Source organism: Fodinicurvata halophila, from assembly GCF_042651425.1.
Lineage (GTDB): Bacteria > Pseudomonadota > Alphaproteobacteria > Kiloniellales > DSM-21159 > Fodinicurvata > Fodinicurvata halophila.
This window is the reverse complement of the sequence record NZ_JBHSCW010000007.1, coordinates 45,755-63,348: the sequence shown is the minus strand read 5'-3', so window position 1 is coordinate 63,348 and position 17,594 is coordinate 45,755. Positions and strand designations below refer to the sequence as shown.

Below are 17,594 nucleotides of genomic sequence, written 5' to 3'. Positions count from 1 at the left end.
GAGGCAGCTGGGCCGTCAGCGACCCAGGAAGAACAGGACAGCTTAGAACTGGTAGACAAAGTTATACTATTGAAATTGGTAAAGTATTGTATATATCTTAATATAAATATTTCTCGGTTCGTAAATAGCATATTACCCTGGATACTTAACAATAGCTGAATTTCTGACAAGAAACCTAGCAATACGCTTACTTATACGCCTTCCCGCCCCCCAAATTTCTGCATGATATGGATTTCCCTCCATTGGAGAGGTGCCAACCATCAAGCTCTCTTCACGAGGAATGCTGGCCAATACTCTAACAGCTCCGTTCTCCGGAGAACATTGACCCTCGGAAGGTAGGCCGTCTTGAAGCATTTGATTTTCTAAGTCTACAGATATTCCATGGTGAGGCTCAGAAGATGGGCTAAAGGTACCTGAGCTTAGACGATAGCCGTTTGGAGCTTTATCATCTCGGACTATATGATCTTTACTGAAATACCTGATAAGTGCTTCATCGTTTTTGATATTGGGATCATCGTATGGTACAATTATTCCATTTTCATCTCTAGTAATACTATTCATACGCCCCCCTTAGGTTATCAAAGTCGACTAAGGAGGGCCTGAACATTTGTAAAATTATTAGTTCCCTCGAATTCTAATACTTCCTCATTTTCCACATCTTCAAAATAAACTCTAAATCTATTAGCTCTCTCAATTTCTATTTCAAGATCTCCTTTTAGAGAATGCCATTCAATTTGAACTCCCCCATAAGAAAGTGGAACCACTTGTGCTTTTACAGACTGGTTTTCACCGAGTACATACTGAAGCAATATGAGAGAAAAATAAAAAGAGTCAGTGGAAATAGGTTTCCCCCGATATCCATCCCAACCCTTCTTTTTATTAAGAAGTTGTGAATATCTTAAAAATACTTCTCTTAATTCTGAGGGGTAAGTATTAGGCAATCGTTCGTCAGAATTTTCAGGTTCTATGTAATTTCTATGCTCTGTAAGGGCATAAATATTGTCAGGTGCATAAAATTCACTCCATTCTGAAGTTTCTTCAGTCATGCTATCCCATCGTATGGCACTCATTTTTTTCTCCCCCATATTTCATGCATACTATCTGTAGTAATTTTTGTAAAATAATTAACTATTTCTTCTCTGCCAAAATCAAAAAAATCTTCTATATCTTTAATATTATATCCTGAAGGCATGCCTCTTGCCGTTAGCTGAAGCCTAATAGCTTCACCATCATTTTCTAGATACTTTGTATTTAATTTTGTGTGCAATCTTCCAATTTCTGAGTCTTTAGATTTTAGTATTGATGACCATGATAGTTTTATATTCTCTAATTCAGGTTCTCCATTTAATACATCGCTCTTCCAAATTCGAAGTATCTTACAAAGAAAGTCGTTAATATTTGATTTTTCAGACGAGAATTCAATCTCGTTAATATATGTTATTTCACACTGATTTATGTCAGGTTCGGCAAACCCAATGTCAGCAAGTGTTCGACAAAAAGTTTTATAGTTAGAAAAAAAATCCTCTCTTATTGATTCATACCTAGGATATTCTGCTTTTGAGCTTTCCTTTCTCCAGTTTTGTAAAAATCTATCTTTTTGTATTTGTATTAATTGATCATTATTCTCGGATATAAACCAATACCTAGGTACATCCGGCCTATCTTGTAAGCTTAACTTAAAGGGAATAGAAGAATGTACTTGGCGTCTTCCGAATGTCTCCAATACGTGAGGCAAAGGAGGCAATTCTTTAGTATATGGATATTTGTCCTTATACGCCTCCCATATGATTCCACCGTGTAAAGTTTGCAAATTCTCTAACGGTGTGAATTGCACGCCCAATGCAACCTCTATCAGAGGAGGAGATGTGAAATCTGGTAAATGTCCAGGACGTGTGCTCATAGAGGTCTCTTATTTGACGCGGTTGACGAGCATGCCAAGCCTTAGGACTCCTGTAAAGTTGCTTTTGTCAGTTTGTAACCTAGGACATGTCTTAATCTAACTACCTTTCTCTAGTTTTATATAAATATCTCTAGTTATAATTTTAAGCTTTCCTCCTTTGGCAGCAGGGCCGTCAGCAGGCCGAGGAAGGGCAGGACGGCGCAGAGCTGATAGACGAAGCCGATGCCGTAGGCATCGGCCAGGACCCCCAGGATGGCGGCGCCCAGGCCGCCCATGCCAAAGGCGAAGCCGAAGAACAGCCCGGAAATCAGGCCCACGCGCCCAGGCACCAGCTCCTGCGCATAAACGACGATGGCCGAGAAGGCGGAGGCCAGCACCAGGCCGATGACCACCGACAGGACGCCGGTCCAGAAGAGGTTGGCGTGGGGCAGCATGAGGGTGAAGGGCAGCACGCCCAGGATGGAGATCCAGATCACCGGCCGCCGCCCGATGCGGTCGGCCAGCGGTCCGCCCAGGATGGTGCCCACGGCCACCGCACCCAGGAAGACGAACAGCAGGATCTGCGAATGCCGGATGGTCACCCCGAAGGTCTCGATCAGGTAGAAGGTGTAATAGCTGGTCAGGCTGGCGAGATAGACGTACTTGGAGAAGATCAGCACCGCGAGCACGCCGATGGCAAAGAGCACGCGCCGGCGCGGCAGCGGAAGGGCCGGCGCAGGCGAGGCCGATCGTGTCCGGGCCTGGCGATGCTGCCGCTTTGCCCAGGAGCCCACCCACCACAGGATCAGCATGCCGAGCAGAGCCACGGCCGAGAACCAGGCAATCCCGGGCTGGCCCAGCGGCAGCACCACATAAGCTGCCAGCAGCGGGCCCACAGCCGTGCCCGTGTTGCCGCCGACCTGGAAAATCGACTGGGCCAGGCCGAACCGCCCACCGGAGGCCGTGCGGGCCAGGCGCGAGGCGTCGGGATGGAAGATGGAGGACCCCAGCCCCACGGCACAGGCCGCGAACAGCAGGAAGAGGTAGTGCTGCGCCGTGGCCAGCAGCAGCAGCCCCACCAGCGTGCAGCCCATGCCCACCGAAAGCAGGCGGAAGCGCTGGCGCCGATCGGTATAGAGCCCCACCGCCGGCTGCAGCAGCGAGGCCGTGACCTGGAAGGCCAGGTGCAGGATGCCGATCTGGGTGAAGGTGAGAGCGAAGTTCTGCTGGAGCACGGGATAGATCGCCGGCAGCAGCGACTGCATCATGTCGTTCAGGAAATGGCAGAGACTGAGGGCACCCAACACCAGGAACGCCGTCCTGTTCGCGCTTGCCGTTTCCGTCGTGTTCGCCGCCGTCGCCATGCCTCTCCCCTGCTTCTAGTGCAGAAGCATATGCCCCCACAGCCCGAGAAGAAAGCCGCCCACCGCCCCCAGGGGCGGTGCCCAGTGACGCTCCAGATAGGCCTGGGGCGCGATATCCTGGAAATTCAGGTAGAGGATGCCGCCGGCGGCGAAGAACATGATGCTGCCCAGCAGGCTCTCCAGAGCATGGAGATGGCTGAAGCCGATCCAGGCAGCCAGCGGACCCAACAGCACGATGCCGCAGAAGGCGGCCAGGATGCGCCCTGCCGACAGGCCGCTGCCACGCCGCAGTTCCCGATAGGCGTTGAAGCCCTCGGGCAGGTTCTGCAAGGCGATCAGCCCGGCGAGCAGCAGGCCGGCAGCCTTGCCGGTGACCAGCATGGCCCCGAGAGCCAGGGATTCCGGTACGAAATCCAGCAGCATGGCCATCAGCTGGGACGCGGAACCGCCGGCACGGGCGATCAGCCAATCGATCAGGAAGAAGAACAGCCCGCCCAGGACGAACGCCGGCAGCGCCAATGCGGCGGAGGTAAGTTTCATGCCCTCGGGAATCAGGACGAGGGCCACGGCAGCCAGCAGAGCGCCGCCGCCGAAGGCGATCACGGAATGACGGAATTCCGTCTCCAGCCAATCCGGCCGGATGTGCTCGACACGGGCCGCGAAGCCGCCAAGCGGAATGGCCGCACCGGCCAGCAGGGCGTAGCTCATGGCGCTCAGCACCTCAGGCATGGCATCCCCCGCTCCGGTACAGCTCCTGCGCGGCGCCAGGTGTTACTCCGGAAGCAGGTTCTGGAAACGCGATTCGATGGCATCCCAGATCAGGCCGGCGGCATTGACGTCGTCGAAGCGCTCCAGTTCCTGCAGGCCAGTGGGCGAGGTCACGTTGATCTCGGTCAGGTAGTCGCCGATGACATCGATGCCCACAAAGATCAGGCCGCGCTCCTTCAGCAGGGGTCCGATGGTGTTGCAGATCTCCCGGTCGCGCTCAGACATCTTCACGGCCACGGCCTTGCCGCCCACGTGCAGGTTCGAGCGGGCCTCTCCCTCGGCCGGAACGCGATTGATGGCGCCCACCGGCTGTCCGTCAACCAGGATGATCCGCTTGTCGCCCTTGCGGATATCCGGAAGGTACTTCTGCACCATCACCGGCTCGCGTGAGATCTGGGTGAACAGCTCGAGCAGCGAATTCAGGTTCTCGTCGTCCTCCTTCAGATGGAAGACACCGGCACCGCCGTTGCCGAACAGCGGCTTGACGATGATATCCCTGTGTTTGCGGCGGAATGCCTCGACCTCCGTCTTGCTGCGCGTGATCATTGTGGGCGGCATCAGCTCGGGGAAGTGGGTCACGAACAGCTTCTCGGGGGCATTGCGCACTTCAGCCGGATTGTTCACCACCAGGGTGGAGGGCGGCAGGTGCTCCAGCAGATGCGTGGCCGTGATATAGGTCATGTCGAACGGCGGATCCTGACGCATCATGACCACGTCCATGCCCGCCAGGTCCAGCGTTTCCGGCGTGCCCAGCGTTGCAGGACGGTCGGCTTCACGCTGGAAGACAGCCGGGCGCAGGGCGGCATAGACGCGGTCGTCGCAGTAGGTCAGGTCCTGCGGCAGGTAATGGTACAGCCCGTGTCCACGGCGCTGCGCCTCGATTGCCAGCGCGAAGGTGCTGTCGGCGTTGATGTCGATGGGCTCCACCGGATCCATCTGGAAAGCGACGGCAAGTGACATGGTTACTCCTCGATCACAGGCGACGTCCTTGTAACTTTCGGAACGCGTAGCATCCCGCGCGGGATTTTCCCAGAGATATCAGTGCCCGGCCCGCAGGACCGGACCCGGTTCAGTTCAAACGCCCGCGCATTTCCTCCAGCAGCTGGGCCGTTTCCTGGCGATGCTCATCGGGACCGGCCAGGTTCAGGTACTGTTCCAGCGCATGGATACCCTCCCGCAGTTGTCCCAGGTGATTGTGAATCAGGCCGGCCTCGCGCCAGAGGTCGGGCGTTTCGGGGGCCAGCAACAGCATGCTCTCGACCACCGGCAGGGCCTCGTCGGCCTTCTGGGCGCGCAGCAGGCAGAGCTTGAGGTTGTTCTGCAGCCGCAGGAGAATCTGCAGGTCGCTGCTGGCCGCATAGTGTTCGCGCGTCAGTTCCGCGTCGATCCCGGCCAGTGCCTTGAGAAGCTGGCGCATGTCGGCCGGGGTGCAGCTGCGGCCTTCGTTGAAGGGGTCGAGGACGCGCCGCTCACCGCCATAGCCTACGCGGATGAGGAAATGGCCGGGGAAGGACAGGCCATCGGCCTCGCAGTAGAGCCGGCGGGCGATGTGCAGGTAGAGGATGCCCAGGGCCACCGGCAGGCCGCGGCGGCGGTCGATCACGGAAAACAGGTCGGCATTGCTGAGATCGTCGTAGTTTTCATCGTCTCCGCGGTAGCCGTACTGCTCGTAGAGCACGCTGTTGATTGCCGTTATGATGCCTTCGAGGCTCTCTCCGCTGTTCTCCGCCACCAAACGGGCGCCGGCCTCCCGGGTCATTTCGGACAGGTGGTTCTCATAGGCGGAGAGGTCGACCGCCGGTCGCTCCCGGGCCGCGAGCAGCAGGGCCGTGCGCGCCAGGTTGATCTCTCCGTTCGGCAGCGAGCCGACTCGCCGCAGTTCGTCCTCGATATCCTTGCGGGTCGTTGCGGGTATGCTGTTCACCCGTGACCTCCTTGTCCTTATTCTTGCCTATCCGTCCTCTTGGTCCAGAAGGCGCACGTATTCGGTGACCTCTCTCACATAAGGCACAGACTTGGCATGCGCCACCACACGCTCGAGCTCGTCCTGGCTGCGTGCGACCCCGATCAGGTAAACCTTCTGGTTGACCACCTCGGTGGAATAGTTGATGTCCTTGACCTCCACGTCAAACAGCAGCAGCCCATCCAGGCGCAGGTTGATCCAGTGATCCAGGGCCGCGTCGCTCAGGCCCGAGCTATCCTCGACCTGCAGTTCGTCGATCACTTCGTTGACCCCTTCCGGGCGCCAGGCCAGACGAAAGATCTGCACCTTGTCTTCTGGCGTCGGGACGCTTCCGCTCAGGAGCACGCGCCCTTCTTCCACCTGCAGGTGCACCGAGGTATAGATGTCGAAGCCTTCCTGCAGCAGCAGGGTGTTCAGCTGGAAGCGGATGCGCGTGTCATCTGCCGCCGTGGCGAAGCCCTTGTCCTTGCTGGCCGCCACGCCACCGGTGGCTGCCGCGCCGACGACCATTCCCGTACGCGTACAACCTGTAGCCGCCACGCAGAGCATGAGGAGAAGCACCAGGAGCGCCGGCGCCCCGATGCCCGGGACGCCGGAAGTGACATCTCCTGGGCGGAATCCTGCCTGATCCGCTTGCCGATGCAAAGCTGGGTCCCCCAAAGAATTGAACCTGATCCGGCCGGGCCGGACAGGGAAATCATACGCAATCCCCAAGATTCGTAAATAGAGCCGGCCGGTCACGGACGCCAGAGATCGGGCAGGTGACGGGGCAGGCGCCCCGGTGCCAGCAGCAGGCCGTCGAAGCGCAACAAGGCGTCCGCACAGCCGGGATTGCGGGCCAGGAAGAATTCCGCGGCCCGCTCTATGCGCCGGCGCTGGCGATCGCTGATGGAGGCAAGGGCCTGTTCGTGCGCGCCACGGTACTTGACCTCCACGAAGGCCACCACGCGTCCGCGCCGCACGACCAGATCGATTTCTCCCACAGGTGTGCGCAGATCCTGGGCCAGGATGCGATAGCCCTTCATGCGCAGCCAGAGGCGGGCCAGCGCCTCGGCCCGACGCCCCCGCAGCCAGGCCGCATGGCGGGCGGTACTGCTCATTTCCCGGACTTCCCCGTCAGCTCCAGCGCCCGATTGTAGACGCGCCGGCGCGGCAAGCCGCTTTCCGAGGCCACCCGGTCCACGGCATCGCGCAGGCTGTCCTCCGCCAGGGCCATCTGCAGGCGTGAATCCAGCTTGGCCTCGGCCTCGGCCGCACGTGCGGCCTGCGACAGGGGCGCCACCAGGATCACGACCTCGCCCTTGGGGGCGCCCGCGTCGGCGTAATGGGCCGCCAGCTCCTCCAGCGTACCGCGACGCACTTCCTCGTAGAACTTGGTGAGCTCCCGCGTCACCGCTCCCTGCCGTCCCGCACCCAGGATGTGAGCCATGTCCTGCAGGCTGTCCGCTACCCGATTGGGGGATTCATAGAAGATCAGGGTGCCCGGCACCTCGTGCAGGCCTTGCAGCTCGTTGCGCCGGGCGCCGCTGCGCGAGGACAGGAATCCCGCGAAATAGAAGCGGTCGGGCGGCAGCCCGGAGATGGTGAGTGCCGTCAGGACAGCGGAGGCGCCGGGCAGCGCGGTGACCTCGAAGCCCTCCTCCTGCACGGCCCGGACCAGCTTGTAGCCCGGATCAGAGACCAGGGGCGTTCCCGCATCGCTGACCAGCGCCACAGATTTGCCACCGCTCAGCGCTTCCAGCAGCTTCGGGCGGACCCGTTCGGCATTGTGCTCGTGATAGGCTGTGAGAGAACGCTCTATGCCGTGGGCCTGCAGCAGGCGTGAGGTCATGCGCGTGTCCTCGCAGGCCAGAAGATCGACCCGTGCAAGAACATCCAAAGCACGTAAAGTGATATCTGCGAGGTTGCCGATCGGCACCGCGACAAGGTAAAGCTGCGGGGCCAGCGGATGTGAAGGGGACTGCATTTCTGTTCCGTACCTTTAGCCGGAAGGCCACGTTGTTGTTAGGAGATCGTCCATGAGCCTGCTGCCCACCCGTTTTCTCGCCATTTTCCTGATCCTGGGCCTTGCCGCCTGCCAGACCCAGCAGGCTACGCAGCCGGACAGCGGCGCGCAACAACCGGAAGACAGTGCCCAGTTCGGCGACAGGGACGACGGACTGCCTCCGGCCGCCGAAGACGGACGCATCCGGGTGGCCCTGCTGGCTCCGCTGAGCGGGGAGCACCGCCAACTGGGCCGCAGCCTGGTCAACGCAGCCCAGATGGCACTCTTCCGGCTTGCGGGCGAGGACTTCGAACTGGTCGTGAAGGATGCCGGGGATACCGCCCGGCAGGCCCAGAACGCCATGGACGAGGCCCTGAACGAGAACGTCCAGCTGGTCCTGGGGCCGCTCTTCTCGCAATCCGTATCCGCCATCGAGCCCCAGGCCACGCGGGCCGGCGTGCCGGTACTGGCCTTCTCCAACAATCGCGAAGTGGCCGCGCCGGGCATCTATGTCATGGGCATCGGCCCCTCCAACGACATCACCCGGGTCATCGAGTACGCCACCGAACAGGGGCGCAGCCGCATTGGCCTGCTGACGCCGCGAAATGCCTTCGGGCGGGCTGTGCAACAGGCCGCACAGCAGGCCGCTTCGCGCTACGGAGCGGAGATCACGCGTCAGGCCTCCTACGACCCCGAGGCCGTGGACATCACCAGCGAGGTCCGGGGTCTCGCCCAGTCCGCCAGCCAGACCAGCAGCGAGCAGACCGTCACCGGCAGTGCGGGCCCTGGTGCCACCGGCTTCAACGCCCTGCTGATCCCGGCCGGCGGCCGCGAGGTGGAGAACATCGCCCCTCTGCTGCCCTATTACGACATCAATCCAGAGAACGTCCAGCTCCTGGGCTCCCGCCTGTGGGAGAACGGCAATCTGGGACGCGAGCAGATCCTGGTCGGCGGCTGGTTCGCCGCACCGGAACGGGACAACTGGCGCACCTTCGCCCGGCAGTATGAGGACCTCTACGGCAATGAACCGCCGCGGGTGGCCTCCATCGCCTACGACACCACGGCCCTGGCCGCCGCTCTGGCCCGGGACGCCGAGGGCGGCGACAATCCCGTCGTTTATGATGAAGAGGTTCTGACCAGCAGTGACGGCTATACCGGCGTCGACGGCCTGTTCCGCCTGCGGCCCCAGGGCGAGGTGGAACGCGGCCTGGCCGTCTACGAACTGCGCAGTGACGGTTTCGAGCGTCTCGAGGCGGCGCCGGACAGCTTTGAACCGCTGATCAACTAGCGGCGCGCGTTCGGCCCAGCAGGTATCCCAGCAGGGCGTCGAGGCGCTGGCGCCCCGCCGGCAGGGCGCGCAGGCGCTGTGGTGTCAGTTCCAGATAGCCTTCCTCGCAAAGCGCGGTGAGCCGGTCCCGGTCCAGCAGTTCCTCCAGGCAACGGCCCTGTTCGGATTCCACATCCGCGCGATTGATCCCCTCCGCAAGCCGCAGCCCCATCATCAGGCGTTCGGTAAGGCGCTCCTCGCGCGTCAGGGCGGTGTCCGCACGCGTGGCATGGCCCTGGCGCTCCACGCTCTCCAGCCAGGCCTCGGGAGCCCGGTGCTGGCGCAAGGCATAGCGCTGACCATCGAGGGTCAGGCGCCCGTGCGCGCCCGGGCCGATGCCCAGGTAATCGCCATAGCGCCAGTAGACCAGGTTGTGGCGGCTCTCCGCACCGGGACGGGCATAGTTCGAGATCTCGTATCCCAGCAGCCCGGCCGGTTTCAGGATCTCGGCGGTGCGCTCGTAGAGAGTGGCCTGGCGCTCTTCGGGTGGCAGGTGCAGTTCGCCGCGGCGCCAGTCGCCGTGAAAGACGGTGTTGGGTTCGATCGTCAACTGGTAGAGCGAGATGTGCTCCGTTCCCTCTTGCAAGGCGGCCTGGAGCTCGTCTTCCCAGGCCGAGAGGCTCTGGTCCGGCCGCGCATAGATCAGGTCGAAGGAGAAGCGCGGAAAATGCCGCCGGGCCAGCGCGATAGCCTGGCGCGCCTCGGCGGCCGAGTGACGGCGGCCCAGGAAGGCCAGTGCCTCGTCGTCGAAGGACTGCACCCCTAGCGACAGGCGGTTGACGCCGGCCGCCCGATAGGCGGCGAACTTCTCGGCCTCCGTTGAGGTCGGGTTCGCCTCGAGCGTCACCTCCAGGTCCTCGGCCAGCTGCCAGTGCTGCGGCAGGCGCTCGAGAAGCGCACCCACGGTGTCCGGTGCCATCAGGGACGGCGTGCCGCCGCCAAAGAAAACAGAGGTCAGGCGGCGCCCCCGGGTGCGACGGGCAAAGTGCTCCAGCTCGTTCAGCAGTGCGGAACGCCAGCGTGCCTGATCGATGGTCTCGCGCACATGGCTGTTGAAATCGCAATAGGGGCACTTGGACTGGCAAAAGGGCCAGTGAATGTACAGTCCGAAGCCGGCCTGCGAGGCCTCCGCTTTGCTATCGGTTTCCAAGACAGCCATTTCCGTTTGCACCTGTGCCATCACTCCGTTTTGCGCAGCCAGGAGTCCAGATCCCGAAAGGCGCGGGCGCGATGACTGATGGCATGCTTCTCGGCCGGATCCATCTCGCCGAAACTCTCGCTGCGGCCGTCGGGCAGGAACATGGGGTCGTAGCCGAACCCCCGCTCGCCCCGGGGCGGCCAGAGCAGGACGCCATCCACTCGCCCCTCGAAGATCCGTATCTCCTCTCCGGGTCGCGCCAGGGCCAGCGCACAGACGAAATAGGCATGCCGGTCCCGACTCTCGCCAAGTTCGCGGTTCACCCGCTCCATGGCGTGAGAAAAATCCTTGTCCGGCCCCGCCCAGCGGGCCGAGTAGATACCGGGCGCTCCGTCGAGTGCCGGCACCACGAGACCGGAATCATCGGCCAGGGCGGCCAGCCCGGAGGACTCGGCCGCGGTTTCCGCCTTCAAGGCGGCATTCTCGGCAAAGGTGTGACCGGTTTCCTCCGGCTCGGGCAGCTCCAGCGTTCCGGCCGAGACCACCTCGATACCGAAGGGAGTCAGCAGCGCCTCGATCTCCCGGACCTTTCCCGGGTTGTGGCTGGCAATGACCAGGCGTTCGCCGAGCAAAGCCCTGGCTGTCATGCCGCACCCCCCAGTTCGCCCAGGGCGGCGCGCTGAACCTCCGTCAATCGCTGAATGCCGCTTTCGGCCAGCTCCATGAGATGATCGAACGCCTCGCGCGTAAAGGGGACATCCTCGGCCGTGCCCTGGATTTCCACGATTCCGCCGCTCGCCGTCATCACGAAGTTGGCATCGGCACCGGCTTCGGAGTCTTCCGCGTAGTCCAGGTCAAGCACCGGGATCCCGCGAAAGAGCCCGCAGGAGACGGCCGCCACCTCTTCGGACAGCGGGACCTTCTCGACAACACCCAGACGGCGCAGGTGCTCGAAGGCAATGTAGAGCGCCACATAGGCTCCGGTGATGGCCGCCGTGCGCGTTCCTCCATCGGCCTGCAGTACGTCGCAGTCCAGGCGGATCTGACGCTCGCCGAACGCGCTCATGTCGGTCACGGCTCGCAGGCTGCGCCCGATCAGGCGTTGGATCTCCTGGGTCCGGCCGCTCTGACGGCCGCGCGCGGCTTCGCGATCGGTCCGCCCGTCGGTGGCCCGGGGCAACATGCCGTATTCCGCGGTCACCCAGCCGCGTCCGCTGTTGCGCAGCCAGCCCGGCACGCCGGGATCCACGCTGGCCGTGCACAGAACATGGGTGTCCCCGAAGCGAGCCAGGCAGGAGCCCTCGGCATACTTGTTGACATGGGTTTCGAGGGTAATCTCGCGAAGCTGGTCGGTGGACCGGCCACTGGGACGCATGGGCGACCTCCCTATTGCATATGATAGGCAGAACGGGCCGAGGCCCCTGGAGGCATCGGTCTGACAGGACAAACTGCCGTGAAACGGCGCGAACCTAACGCCTGGAAGCAGGGCCGTCCAGTCGCATAGGGGCCGTTGAAACCGCTCACGTCACGGACTAAATGCTCTGCGTGTGATTGGCGAGGGTGAAGTTTGCTCTCGGCCTGCAGTGTTTCTCCGGTATAATCGATCTCATGACCTCCATGTCCAAGCGTCCCTCAAAGTCTTTTGCCGCCCGCCCCGAACTGGGCGCGCTGAACGAGCGTTCGCGTGAAATTCTGCGCATGATCGTCGATGCCTATGTGGAAACCGGCGCCCCTGTGGGCTCGCGCACGCTGTCGCGCAACATGGGTCTGGATCTCTCATCGGCCACGATCCGCAACGTCATGGCCGACCTGGAGGAGCTGGGACTGCTGGTGGCCCCCCACACCTCGGCCGGGCGGCTGCCCACGGAGCAAGGCCTGCGCCTTTATGTGGACGGCCTGCTCGAACACGGCAATCTGGGACAGGACGAACGCGAGATCATCGAGGGACAGTGTGCGGCCTCCGGACGCAGCCTCTCCCAGGTTCTCGAGGAGGCCACCAGCCTGCTCTCGGATCTATCGCACTGCGCCGGGCTCGTGCTTGCCCCGAAGCAGCAGGACGATACCCTCAAGCATATCGAGTTCGTGTCACTCGGCCCGGGGCGGGCCCTTGTGGTGCTTGTCGGCGAGTCAGGAAACGTGGAGAACCGCGTGATCGACGTGCCTGTGGGCCTGCCGCCGTCTTCCCTGGTGGAAGCGTCCAACTTCCTCTCGACTCACCTGCGCGGCCGCACGCTGGAAGATGCCCGACAGATCGTCAACAAGGAGCTGGAGGAGCAGCGTGCGCGCCTGGACGAACTGACTTCGCGCGTGGTCGAGGCCGGACTGGCCACCTGGGCCGACAATTCCAGCGGCGGTGCCCTGATCGTGCGCGGCCAGGCCCAGTTGCTCAGTGACGTTCAGGCTCTCGAGGACTTGGAGCACATCCGGCAGCTGTTCACGGCGCTGGAAAAGAAGGAAGCCCTGCTTCGCCTGCTGGACCTGACCGACGACGCCGAAGGCGTTCAGATCTTCATCGGCGCTGAAAACGAGTTGTTCGGCATGGCCGGATGCTCCATGGTCGTCGCGCCTTACAACAACAGCCGGCAGCAGATCGTGGGGGCCATCGGCGTGATCGGTCCGACACGCATCGACTATGGCCGGATCATACCAATGGTGGACTACACGGCGAAGGTCATCGGTCGCTTGATCGGCTGACCCCTTAAAACGGGCGCCTCGCTCACACAGATAGTCAGTCTGTATCAGTTATTATTCGGAAAGGACTCATGGCAAAACGTCCGCAGCAAACCCAAACGCCCGATTCCTCGACGGAAGAGGAATTCACGGAGGACCAGAACACGATGGACTCGGAGTTCGACCCATCTGCCGTCGCCGAGCAGGAGAGGGATGGCGATGAGGCAACCCCGGACGAAACGGAGGGCGACGAGACCGAAGCCCTGCGCGCGGAGATCGCCTCGCTCAAGGATCAGCTTTTGCGCGCCATGGCCGATGCGGAGAATATCCGCAATCGGGCACGCAAGGAGCGTGACGAGGCCGTCAAGTACGCCGGCGGCGGTCTTGCCAAGGACCTGCTGAGCGTTGCCGACAACCTGCGGCGCGCCCTCGACAGCGTGCCCGCCGGCGCCGCCGAGGAGAACGAGCACCTGAAGAGCCTGATGACCGGCGTGGAGATGACGGAGAAATCCCTGCTGGAGGCCTTCGAGAAGAACCACATCAAGCGCATCGACCCGGTGGGCGAACGCCTGAATCCGCACTATCACGAAGCCATGGTGGAGGTCGAGGATCCCAACTATCCGCCCGGAACGATCTCCCAGGTCCTGGAACCTGGCTATATCCTGCACGACCGCTTGCTGCGCCCGGCGCGCGTGGCCGTCTCCAAGGGCAGCAGCCAGAACGGACCCGGCGGACAGGTAGACACCCAGGCCTGAGGGGCCGGCGGCATCCGCCGGCCCCTCAGGATTCAATCCTGTCCGGGCCGCTCACCCTCCGCTTGGTCGCGGGAGGCGGCCTGGCGCCGGCGTACGCCTTCCCGAAGCCCCAGCCAGCGGAAGAAGAAGTAGACAATGCCCGCCACCAGCATCAGGCCGGTGCCGAAATGCGCAAGCGCGGAACTGTCGAAAACCCGTTCGCCGAACAGGGCCAGCAAGGCCCCGACCACAATATTTACCACCATCAACCAGAGGATCGTCAGATATATGCGATTGTCGGGGAAGGGCGGTCGGTTCCTGTAGAGCATGAACTCATCCTGCCCCTTTCCCCGAAGCGAGACAAGCTGAAGAAGAAAGCCGCTGCGCGCCTTGTAGGCTGGGTCGAAAGCCTTATATATGCGGACGTAAGCGGCATTCGCCGCCTTCTGGTAAGATCAACAGGTTTTTTGGTCCCCCGGACCGGACCTCCAAGGGACTAGGGACGGCGCTTTATGAGGCTGTCTCAGAAGTCTGCTGCGAAAGAGAGGATATAAATGAGCAAAGTTATTGGTATCGACCTCGGAACGACGAACTCCTGTGTCGCCGTAATGGACGGCAAGGACGGACGGGTGATCGAGAATACGGAAGGCACGCGTACCACACCTTCCATGGTGGCTTTCACCGAAGACGGAACATTGGTCGGCCAGCCGGCCAAGCGTCAGGCGGTCACCAATCCGGAAAACACGCTTTTCGCGATCAAGCGACTCATCGGCCGGCGCTATGACGACCCGACCACGAAGAAGGACAAGGACCTGGTTTCCTACCAGATCGTGGAAGGGCCGAACGGCGACGCCTGGGTCCAGGTGAATGGCGAGAAGTACAGCCCGAGCCAGATCTCCGCGCAGATTCTCCAGAAGATGAAGGAGACCGCGGAGAGCCATCTCGGCGAGAAGGTGGAGCAGGCGGTCATTACCGTGCCGGCCTACTTCAACGACTCGCAGCGCCAGGCCACCAAGGACGCCGGTCGCATTGCCGGCCTGGAGGTGCTGCGCATTATTAACGAGCCCACGGCAGCCGCGCTGGCCTATGGGCTGGACAAGAAGACGTCCGGCACCATCGCGGTCTATGACCTGGGCGGCGGCACCTTCGACATCTCGATCCTGGAAATCGGCGACGGCGTCTTCGAGGTGAAGTCGACCAACGGCGACACTTTCCTGGGCGGCGAGGACTTCGACAGCCAGATCATCGAGTACCTGGCCGACGAGTTCAAGAAGGAGCAGGGCATCGACCTGCGCCAGGACAAGCTGGCGCTGCAGCGCCTGAAGGAAGCGGCCGAGAAAGCCAAGATCGAGCTGTCCAGCAGCAGCCAGACGGAAGTGAACCTGCCGTTCATCACGGCCGATTCCTCCGGCCCGAAGCACCTGAACATCAAGCTGTCCCGGGCCAAGCTGGAAGCGCTGGTGGATGACCTGGTCAAGCGCACGATCGGCCCCTGCAAGTCGGCCCTGAAGGACGCCGGTGTCAGCGCCGGCGAGATCGACGAGGTGATCATGGTCGGCGGCATGACCCGCATGCCCAAGATCATCGAGAACGTGAAGAACTTCTTCGGCAAGGAGCCCCACCGCGGCGTCAATCCCGACGAAGTGGTGGCGATCGGTGCCGCCATTCAGGGCGGCGTGCTCCAGGGCGACGTCAAGGACGTGCTGCTGCTCGACGTGACACCGCTGTCGCTGGGTATCGAGACCCTGGGCGGCGTCATGACCAAGCTGATCGAGCGCAACACCACGATTCCGACACGGAAGTCCCAGGTCTTCTCGACGGCCGAGGACAACCAGAACGCCGTGACCATCCGGGTCTTCCAGGGCGAGCGCGAAATGGCCGCGGACAACAAGATGCTGGGTCAGTTCGACCTGGTCGGCATCCCTGCCGCCCCGCGCGGCGTGCCGCAGATCGAAGTAACCTTCGACATCGACGCCAACGGCCTCGTGAACGTCTCGGCCAAGGACAAGGCCACCAACAAGGAGCAGGCCATCCGCATCCAGGCCTCCGGCGGTCTGTCCGAAGAGGACATCGAGCGCATGGTCAAGGAGGCCGAGGAGAATGCCGAGGCCGACAAGAAGAAGCGCGAGCTCATCGACGCCCGCAACAACGCCGAGAGCCTGATCCACACCACGGAGAAGACCCTCAGCGAGAGCGGCGACAAGATCGACGCCACGGCCAAGTCCGAAGTCGAGCAGGCCATCGCCGACCTCAAGGAGGTCAAGGACGGCGAGGACCTCGAGGCCATCAAGGAAAAGACCGAGGCCCTGTCCCAGGCGTCCATGAAGGTCGGTGCGGCACTCTATGACACCGAGGATGGAAGTGGCGCCGCCACGGGTGATGGTGCTACCGGCGAGGAGAGCACCGCGGATTCGAGCTCGGAGGATGACTCGGTGGTCGACGCCGACTTCGAGGAAGTCGACGACGACAAGAAAGGCAAATCCGCGTAATAGCGAAAAAGACCGACGGGGCCGTTTTACGGCCCCGTCGGCTTTTATCCTTCGTCTTTTGAAGAACCGGATCGCCCAAGGGACCGTGCAACCTGAGCCATGGCAAAACGAGATTACTATGAAATCCTGGGCGTCAGCCGCAATGCGGATGACGACGAGATCAAGAGAGCCTACCGCAAACTCGCGATGGAATATCATCCGGACCGCAACCCGGATGACAGCGAGGCCGAAGTCAAGTTCAAGGAAATCAACGAAGCCTATGCGGTCCTGAAGGACAGCGACAGTCGTGCCACATATGATCGTTTCGGTCATGCCGCCTTCGAACAGGGCGGTGGCGGACGACCCGGCGGCGGTGGTGGCCCCGGCGGTTTCGGTTTCGAGGGCTTCGCGGACATCTTCGACGAAATGTTCGGCGACATGATGGGTGGCGGCCGTCGAGGCGGCGGCGCACCCCATGGTGCCGACCTGCGTTTCAATCTCGAGATTGCCCTTGAGGACGCCTTCAACGGCAAGGACACACAGATCAACGTACCCACCTGGGTGGCCTGCGAGAGCTGTGAGGGCAGCGGCGCCCAGCCCGGCTCGAAACCGGTGACCTGTCCGACCTGCGGCAGTCGCGGTCGTGTGCGCATGCAGCAGGGTTTCTTCACCATCGAGCGGGCCTGCCCCAGTTGTCACGGTCAAGGCAAGGTGATCGAGGATCCCTGTGACGACTGCGAAGGCGTGGGGCGCCTGCACAAGGAAAAGACCCTGCAGCTCAACATCCCGCCCGGTGTCGAGGATGGGACGCGAATTCGCCTGGCCAACGAGGGCGAGGCCGGCCTGCGCGGAGCTCCTCCGGGTGACCTCTACATCTTTCTCGCCATCAAGCCGCATCGCTTCTTCCAGCGCGACGGCGCCAATCTGTTCTGTCGCGTACCCGTGCCCATGACTACGGCAGCGCTGGGCGGCGAGATCGAGGTGCCCACCATGAATGGTGGTCGGGCCAAACTGAACATCCCCGCCGGCAGCCAGTCCGGAACCCAGTTCCGCATGAAGGGCAAGGGCATGCCGGTGCTGCGCTCCAACGCCAAGGGCGATCTCTACATACAGGTTTCCGTCGAGGTGCCCGTCAACCTGACCAAGCGCCAGCGTGAACTTCTGGAGGAGTTCCGCGAGGAATCCGGGGAGGACAACGACACGCACCATCCGGAAAGCCATGGCTTCTTCTCGCGCGTGAAAGAGTTCTTCGAGGACTTGCGCGACTGAGCCAGGCTCGGTGTGCATGGCAGCGTACAA

Annotated in this window: 19 protein-coding genes; 5 read left to right on the top strand and 14 right to left on the bottom strand. The window is 61.6% G+C overall.

The annotated features are described in order from the left end of the window. Positions 1-132: 132 nt before the first annotated feature. The 10 genes from ACFOW6_RS12570 to rsmI form a co-directional block, all read right to left on the bottom strand. The gene (locus tag ACFOW6_RS12570) at positions 133-561 is read right to left on the bottom strand and encodes a hypothetical protein (protein ID WP_382422725.1); all 429 of its coding nucleotides are present in this window, start codon (positions 559-561) and stop codon (positions 133-135) included. 17 nt (positions 562-578) lie between these two features. Continuing rightward, complete coding sequence (locus ACFOW6_RS12565; RefSeq protein ID WP_382422724.1) at positions 579-1,070, bottom strand: hypothetical protein; 492 nt, start codon at positions 1,068-1,070, stop codon at positions 579-581. After that, the gene (locus ACFOW6_RS12560) at positions 1,067-1,900 is read right to left on the bottom strand and encodes a TIGR04255 family protein (protein ID WP_382422723.1); all 834 of its coding nucleotides are present in this window, start codon (positions 1,898-1,900) and stop codon (positions 1,067-1,069) included. Before ACFOW6_RS12560 ends, ACFOW6_RS12565 begins: the two co-directional genes overlap by 4 nt. 134 nt (positions 1,901-2,034) lie before the next feature. After that, a complete protein-coding gene (locus ACFOW6_RS12555; protein WP_382422722.1) occupies positions 2,035-3,243 on the bottom strand; it encodes an MFS transporter in 1,209 nt (402 codons plus the stop codon). 15 nt (positions 3,244-3,258) lie between these two features. Beyond that, on the bottom strand, positions 3,259-3,972 hold the full coding sequence (locus tag ACFOW6_RS12550) for a ZIP family metal transporter (protein WP_382422721.1): 714 nt from the start codon (positions 3,970-3,972) through the stop codon (positions 3,259-3,261). Between the two features lie 42 nt (positions 3,973-4,014). Next, complete coding sequence (gene gshB / locus ACFOW6_RS12545) at positions 4,015-4,971, bottom strand: glutathione synthase (RefSeq protein WP_382422720.1); 957 nt, start codon at positions 4,969-4,971, stop codon at positions 4,015-4,017. A 109-nt stretch (positions 4,972-5,080) separates the two neighbouring features. Then, on the bottom strand, positions 5,081-5,935 hold the full coding sequence (locus ACFOW6_RS12540) for a SirB1 family protein (RefSeq protein WP_382422719.1): 855 nt from the start codon (positions 5,933-5,935) through the stop codon (positions 5,081-5,083). A 27-nt stretch (positions 5,936-5,962) separates the two neighbouring features. Next, entirely contained in the window at positions 5,963-6,535 is a 573-nt protein-coding gene (locus ACFOW6_RS12535; RefSeq protein ID WP_382422718.1) for a BON domain-containing protein, read from the bottom strand. A gap of 176 nt (positions 6,536-6,711) precedes the next feature. Further along, on the bottom strand, positions 6,712-7,074 hold the full coding sequence (locus ACFOW6_RS12530) for a YraN family protein (RefSeq protein ID WP_382422717.1): 363 nt from the start codon (positions 7,072-7,074) through the stop codon (positions 6,712-6,714). Next, a complete protein-coding gene (gene rsmI, locus ACFOW6_RS12525; protein ID WP_382422716.1) occupies positions 7,071-7,940 on the bottom strand; it encodes a 16S rRNA (cytidine(1402)-2'-O)-methyltransferase in 870 nt (289 codons plus the stop codon). Before rsmI ends, ACFOW6_RS12530 begins: the two co-directional genes overlap by 4 nt. 52 nt (positions 7,941-7,992) lie before the next feature. Between rsmI and ACFOW6_RS12520 the strand changes: the two genes are divergently transcribed. Further along, positions 7,993-9,246 carry a penicillin-binding protein activator gene (locus ACFOW6_RS12520; protein WP_382422715.1) on the top strand — a complete coding sequence of 418 codons (1,254 nt, stop codon included), beginning with the start codon at positions 7,993-7,995 and terminating at the stop codon, positions 9,244-9,246. On the opposite strand, the gene hemW is transcribed toward ACFOW6_RS12520, so the two are convergent. Genes hemW through rph form a run of 3 tightly spaced genes read right to left on the bottom strand, consistent with a single transcriptional unit; the run spans position 9,239 to position 11,798 of the window. Next, a complete protein-coding gene (hemW, locus tag ACFOW6_RS12515) occupies positions 9,239-10,435 on the bottom strand; it encodes a radical SAM family heme chaperone HemW (RefSeq protein ID WP_382422714.1) in 1,197 nt (398 codons plus the stop codon). The two genes, ACFOW6_RS12520 and hemW, sit on opposite strands and share 8 nt — an antisense overlap. 29 nt (positions 10,436-10,464) lie before the next feature. Next, a complete protein-coding gene (gene rdgB / locus ACFOW6_RS12510; protein WP_382422713.1) occupies positions 10,465-11,070 on the bottom strand; it encodes an RdgB/HAM1 family non-canonical purine NTP pyrophosphatase in 606 nt (201 codons plus the stop codon). Then, positions 11,067-11,798, bottom strand: a complete 732-nt coding sequence (rph, locus tag ACFOW6_RS12505) for a ribonuclease PH (protein ID WP_382422712.1) — start codon at positions 11,796-11,798, stop codon at positions 11,067-11,069. Before rph ends, rdgB begins: the two co-directional genes overlap by 4 nt. Positions 11,799-12,040: 242 nt before the next feature. On the opposite strand from rph, the gene hrcA reads away from it, so the two are divergent. Beyond that, on the top strand, positions 12,041-13,117 hold the full coding sequence (gene hrcA, locus ACFOW6_RS12500; protein WP_449267365.1) for a heat-inducible transcriptional repressor HrcA: 1,077 nt from the start codon (positions 12,041-12,043) through the stop codon (positions 13,115-13,117). A gap of 68 nt (positions 13,118-13,185) precedes the next feature. Beyond that, complete coding sequence (gene grpE / locus ACFOW6_RS12495) at positions 13,186-13,848, top strand: nucleotide exchange factor GrpE (RefSeq protein WP_382422711.1); 663 nt, start codon at positions 13,186-13,188, stop codon at positions 13,846-13,848. Between the two features lie 32 nt (positions 13,849-13,880). Here grpE and ACFOW6_RS12490 read toward each other — a convergent pair whose 3' ends face one another. Further along, on the bottom strand, positions 13,881-14,156 hold the full coding sequence (locus ACFOW6_RS12490) for a hypothetical protein (protein WP_382422710.1): 276 nt from the start codon (positions 14,154-14,156) through the stop codon (positions 13,881-13,883). A gap of 225 nt (positions 14,157-14,381) precedes the next feature. Between ACFOW6_RS12490 and dnaK the strand changes: the two genes are divergently transcribed. Together dnaK and dnaJ are read left to right on the top strand one after the other, a co-directional pair. Next, the gene (gene dnaK, locus ACFOW6_RS12485; protein WP_382422709.1) at positions 14,382-16,316 is read left to right on the top strand and encodes a molecular chaperone DnaK; all 1,935 of its coding nucleotides are present in this window, start codon (positions 14,382-14,384) and stop codon (positions 16,314-16,316) included. A 99-nt stretch (positions 16,317-16,415) separates the two neighbouring features. Then, positions 16,416-17,564, top strand: coding sequence for a molecular chaperone DnaJ (gene dnaJ, locus ACFOW6_RS12480; protein ID WP_382422708.1), 1,149 nt, complete (start codon positions 16,416-16,418; stop codon positions 17,562-17,564). Positions 17,565-17,594: the final 30 nt, after the last annotated feature.

Coding starts and splice junctions, on each gene's coding strand:
- ACFOW6_RS12570 (WP_382422725.1), bottom strand. CDS start 561: ATGAATAGTATTACTAGAGATGAAAATGGAATAATTGTACCATACGAT.
- ACFOW6_RS12565 (WP_382422724.1), bottom strand. CDS start 1,070: ATGAGTGCCATACGATGGGATAGCATGACTGAAGAAACTTCAGAATGG.
- ACFOW6_RS12560 (WP_382422723.1), bottom strand. CDS start 1,900: ATGAGCACACGTCCTGGACATTTACCAGATTTCACATCTCCTCCTCTG.
- ACFOW6_RS12555 (WP_382422722.1), bottom strand. CDS start 3,243: ATGGCGACGGCGGCGAACACGACGGAAACGGCAAGCGCGAACAGGACG.
- ACFOW6_RS12550 (WP_382422721.1), bottom strand. CDS start 3,972: ATGCCTGAGGTGCTGAGCGCCATGAGCTACGCCCTGCTGGCCGGTGCG.
- gshB (WP_382422720.1), bottom strand. CDS start 4,971: ATGTCACTTGCCGTCGCTTTCCAGATGGATCCGGTGGAGCCCATCGAC.
- ACFOW6_RS12530 (WP_382422717.1), bottom strand. CDS start 7,074: ATGAGCAGTACCGCCCGCCATGCGGCCTGGCTGCGGGGGCGTCGGGCC.
- rsmI (WP_382422716.1), bottom strand. CDS start 7,940: ATGCAGTCCCCTTCACATCCGCTGGCCCCGCAGCTTTACCTTGTCGCG.
- ACFOW6_RS12520 (WP_382422715.1), top strand. CDS start 7,993: ATGAGCCTGCTGCCCACCCGTTTTCTCGCCATTTTCCTGATCCTGGGC.
- rdgB (WP_382422713.1), bottom strand. CDS start 11,070: ATGACAGCCAGGGCTTTGCTCGGCGAACGCCTGGTCATTGCCAGCCAC.
- rph (WP_382422712.1), bottom strand. CDS start 11,798: ATGCGTCCCAGTGGCCGGTCCACCGACCAGCTTCGCGAGATTACCCTC.
- hrcA (WP_449267365.1), top strand. CDS start 12,041: ATGTCCAAGCGTCCCTCAAAGTCTTTTGCCGCCCGCCCCGAACTGGGC.
- grpE (WP_382422711.1), top strand. CDS start 13,186: ATGGCAAAACGTCCGCAGCAAACCCAAACGCCCGATTCCTCGACGGAA.
- ACFOW6_RS12490 (WP_382422710.1), bottom strand. CDS start 14,156: ATGCTCTACAGGAACCGACCGCCCTTCCCCGACAATCGCATATATCTG.
- dnaK (WP_382422709.1), top strand. CDS start 14,382: ATGAGCAAAGTTATTGGTATCGACCTCGGAACGACGAACTCCTGTGTC.
- dnaJ (WP_382422708.1), top strand. CDS start 16,416: ATGGCAAAACGAGATTACTATGAAATCCTGGGCGTCAGCCGCAATGCG.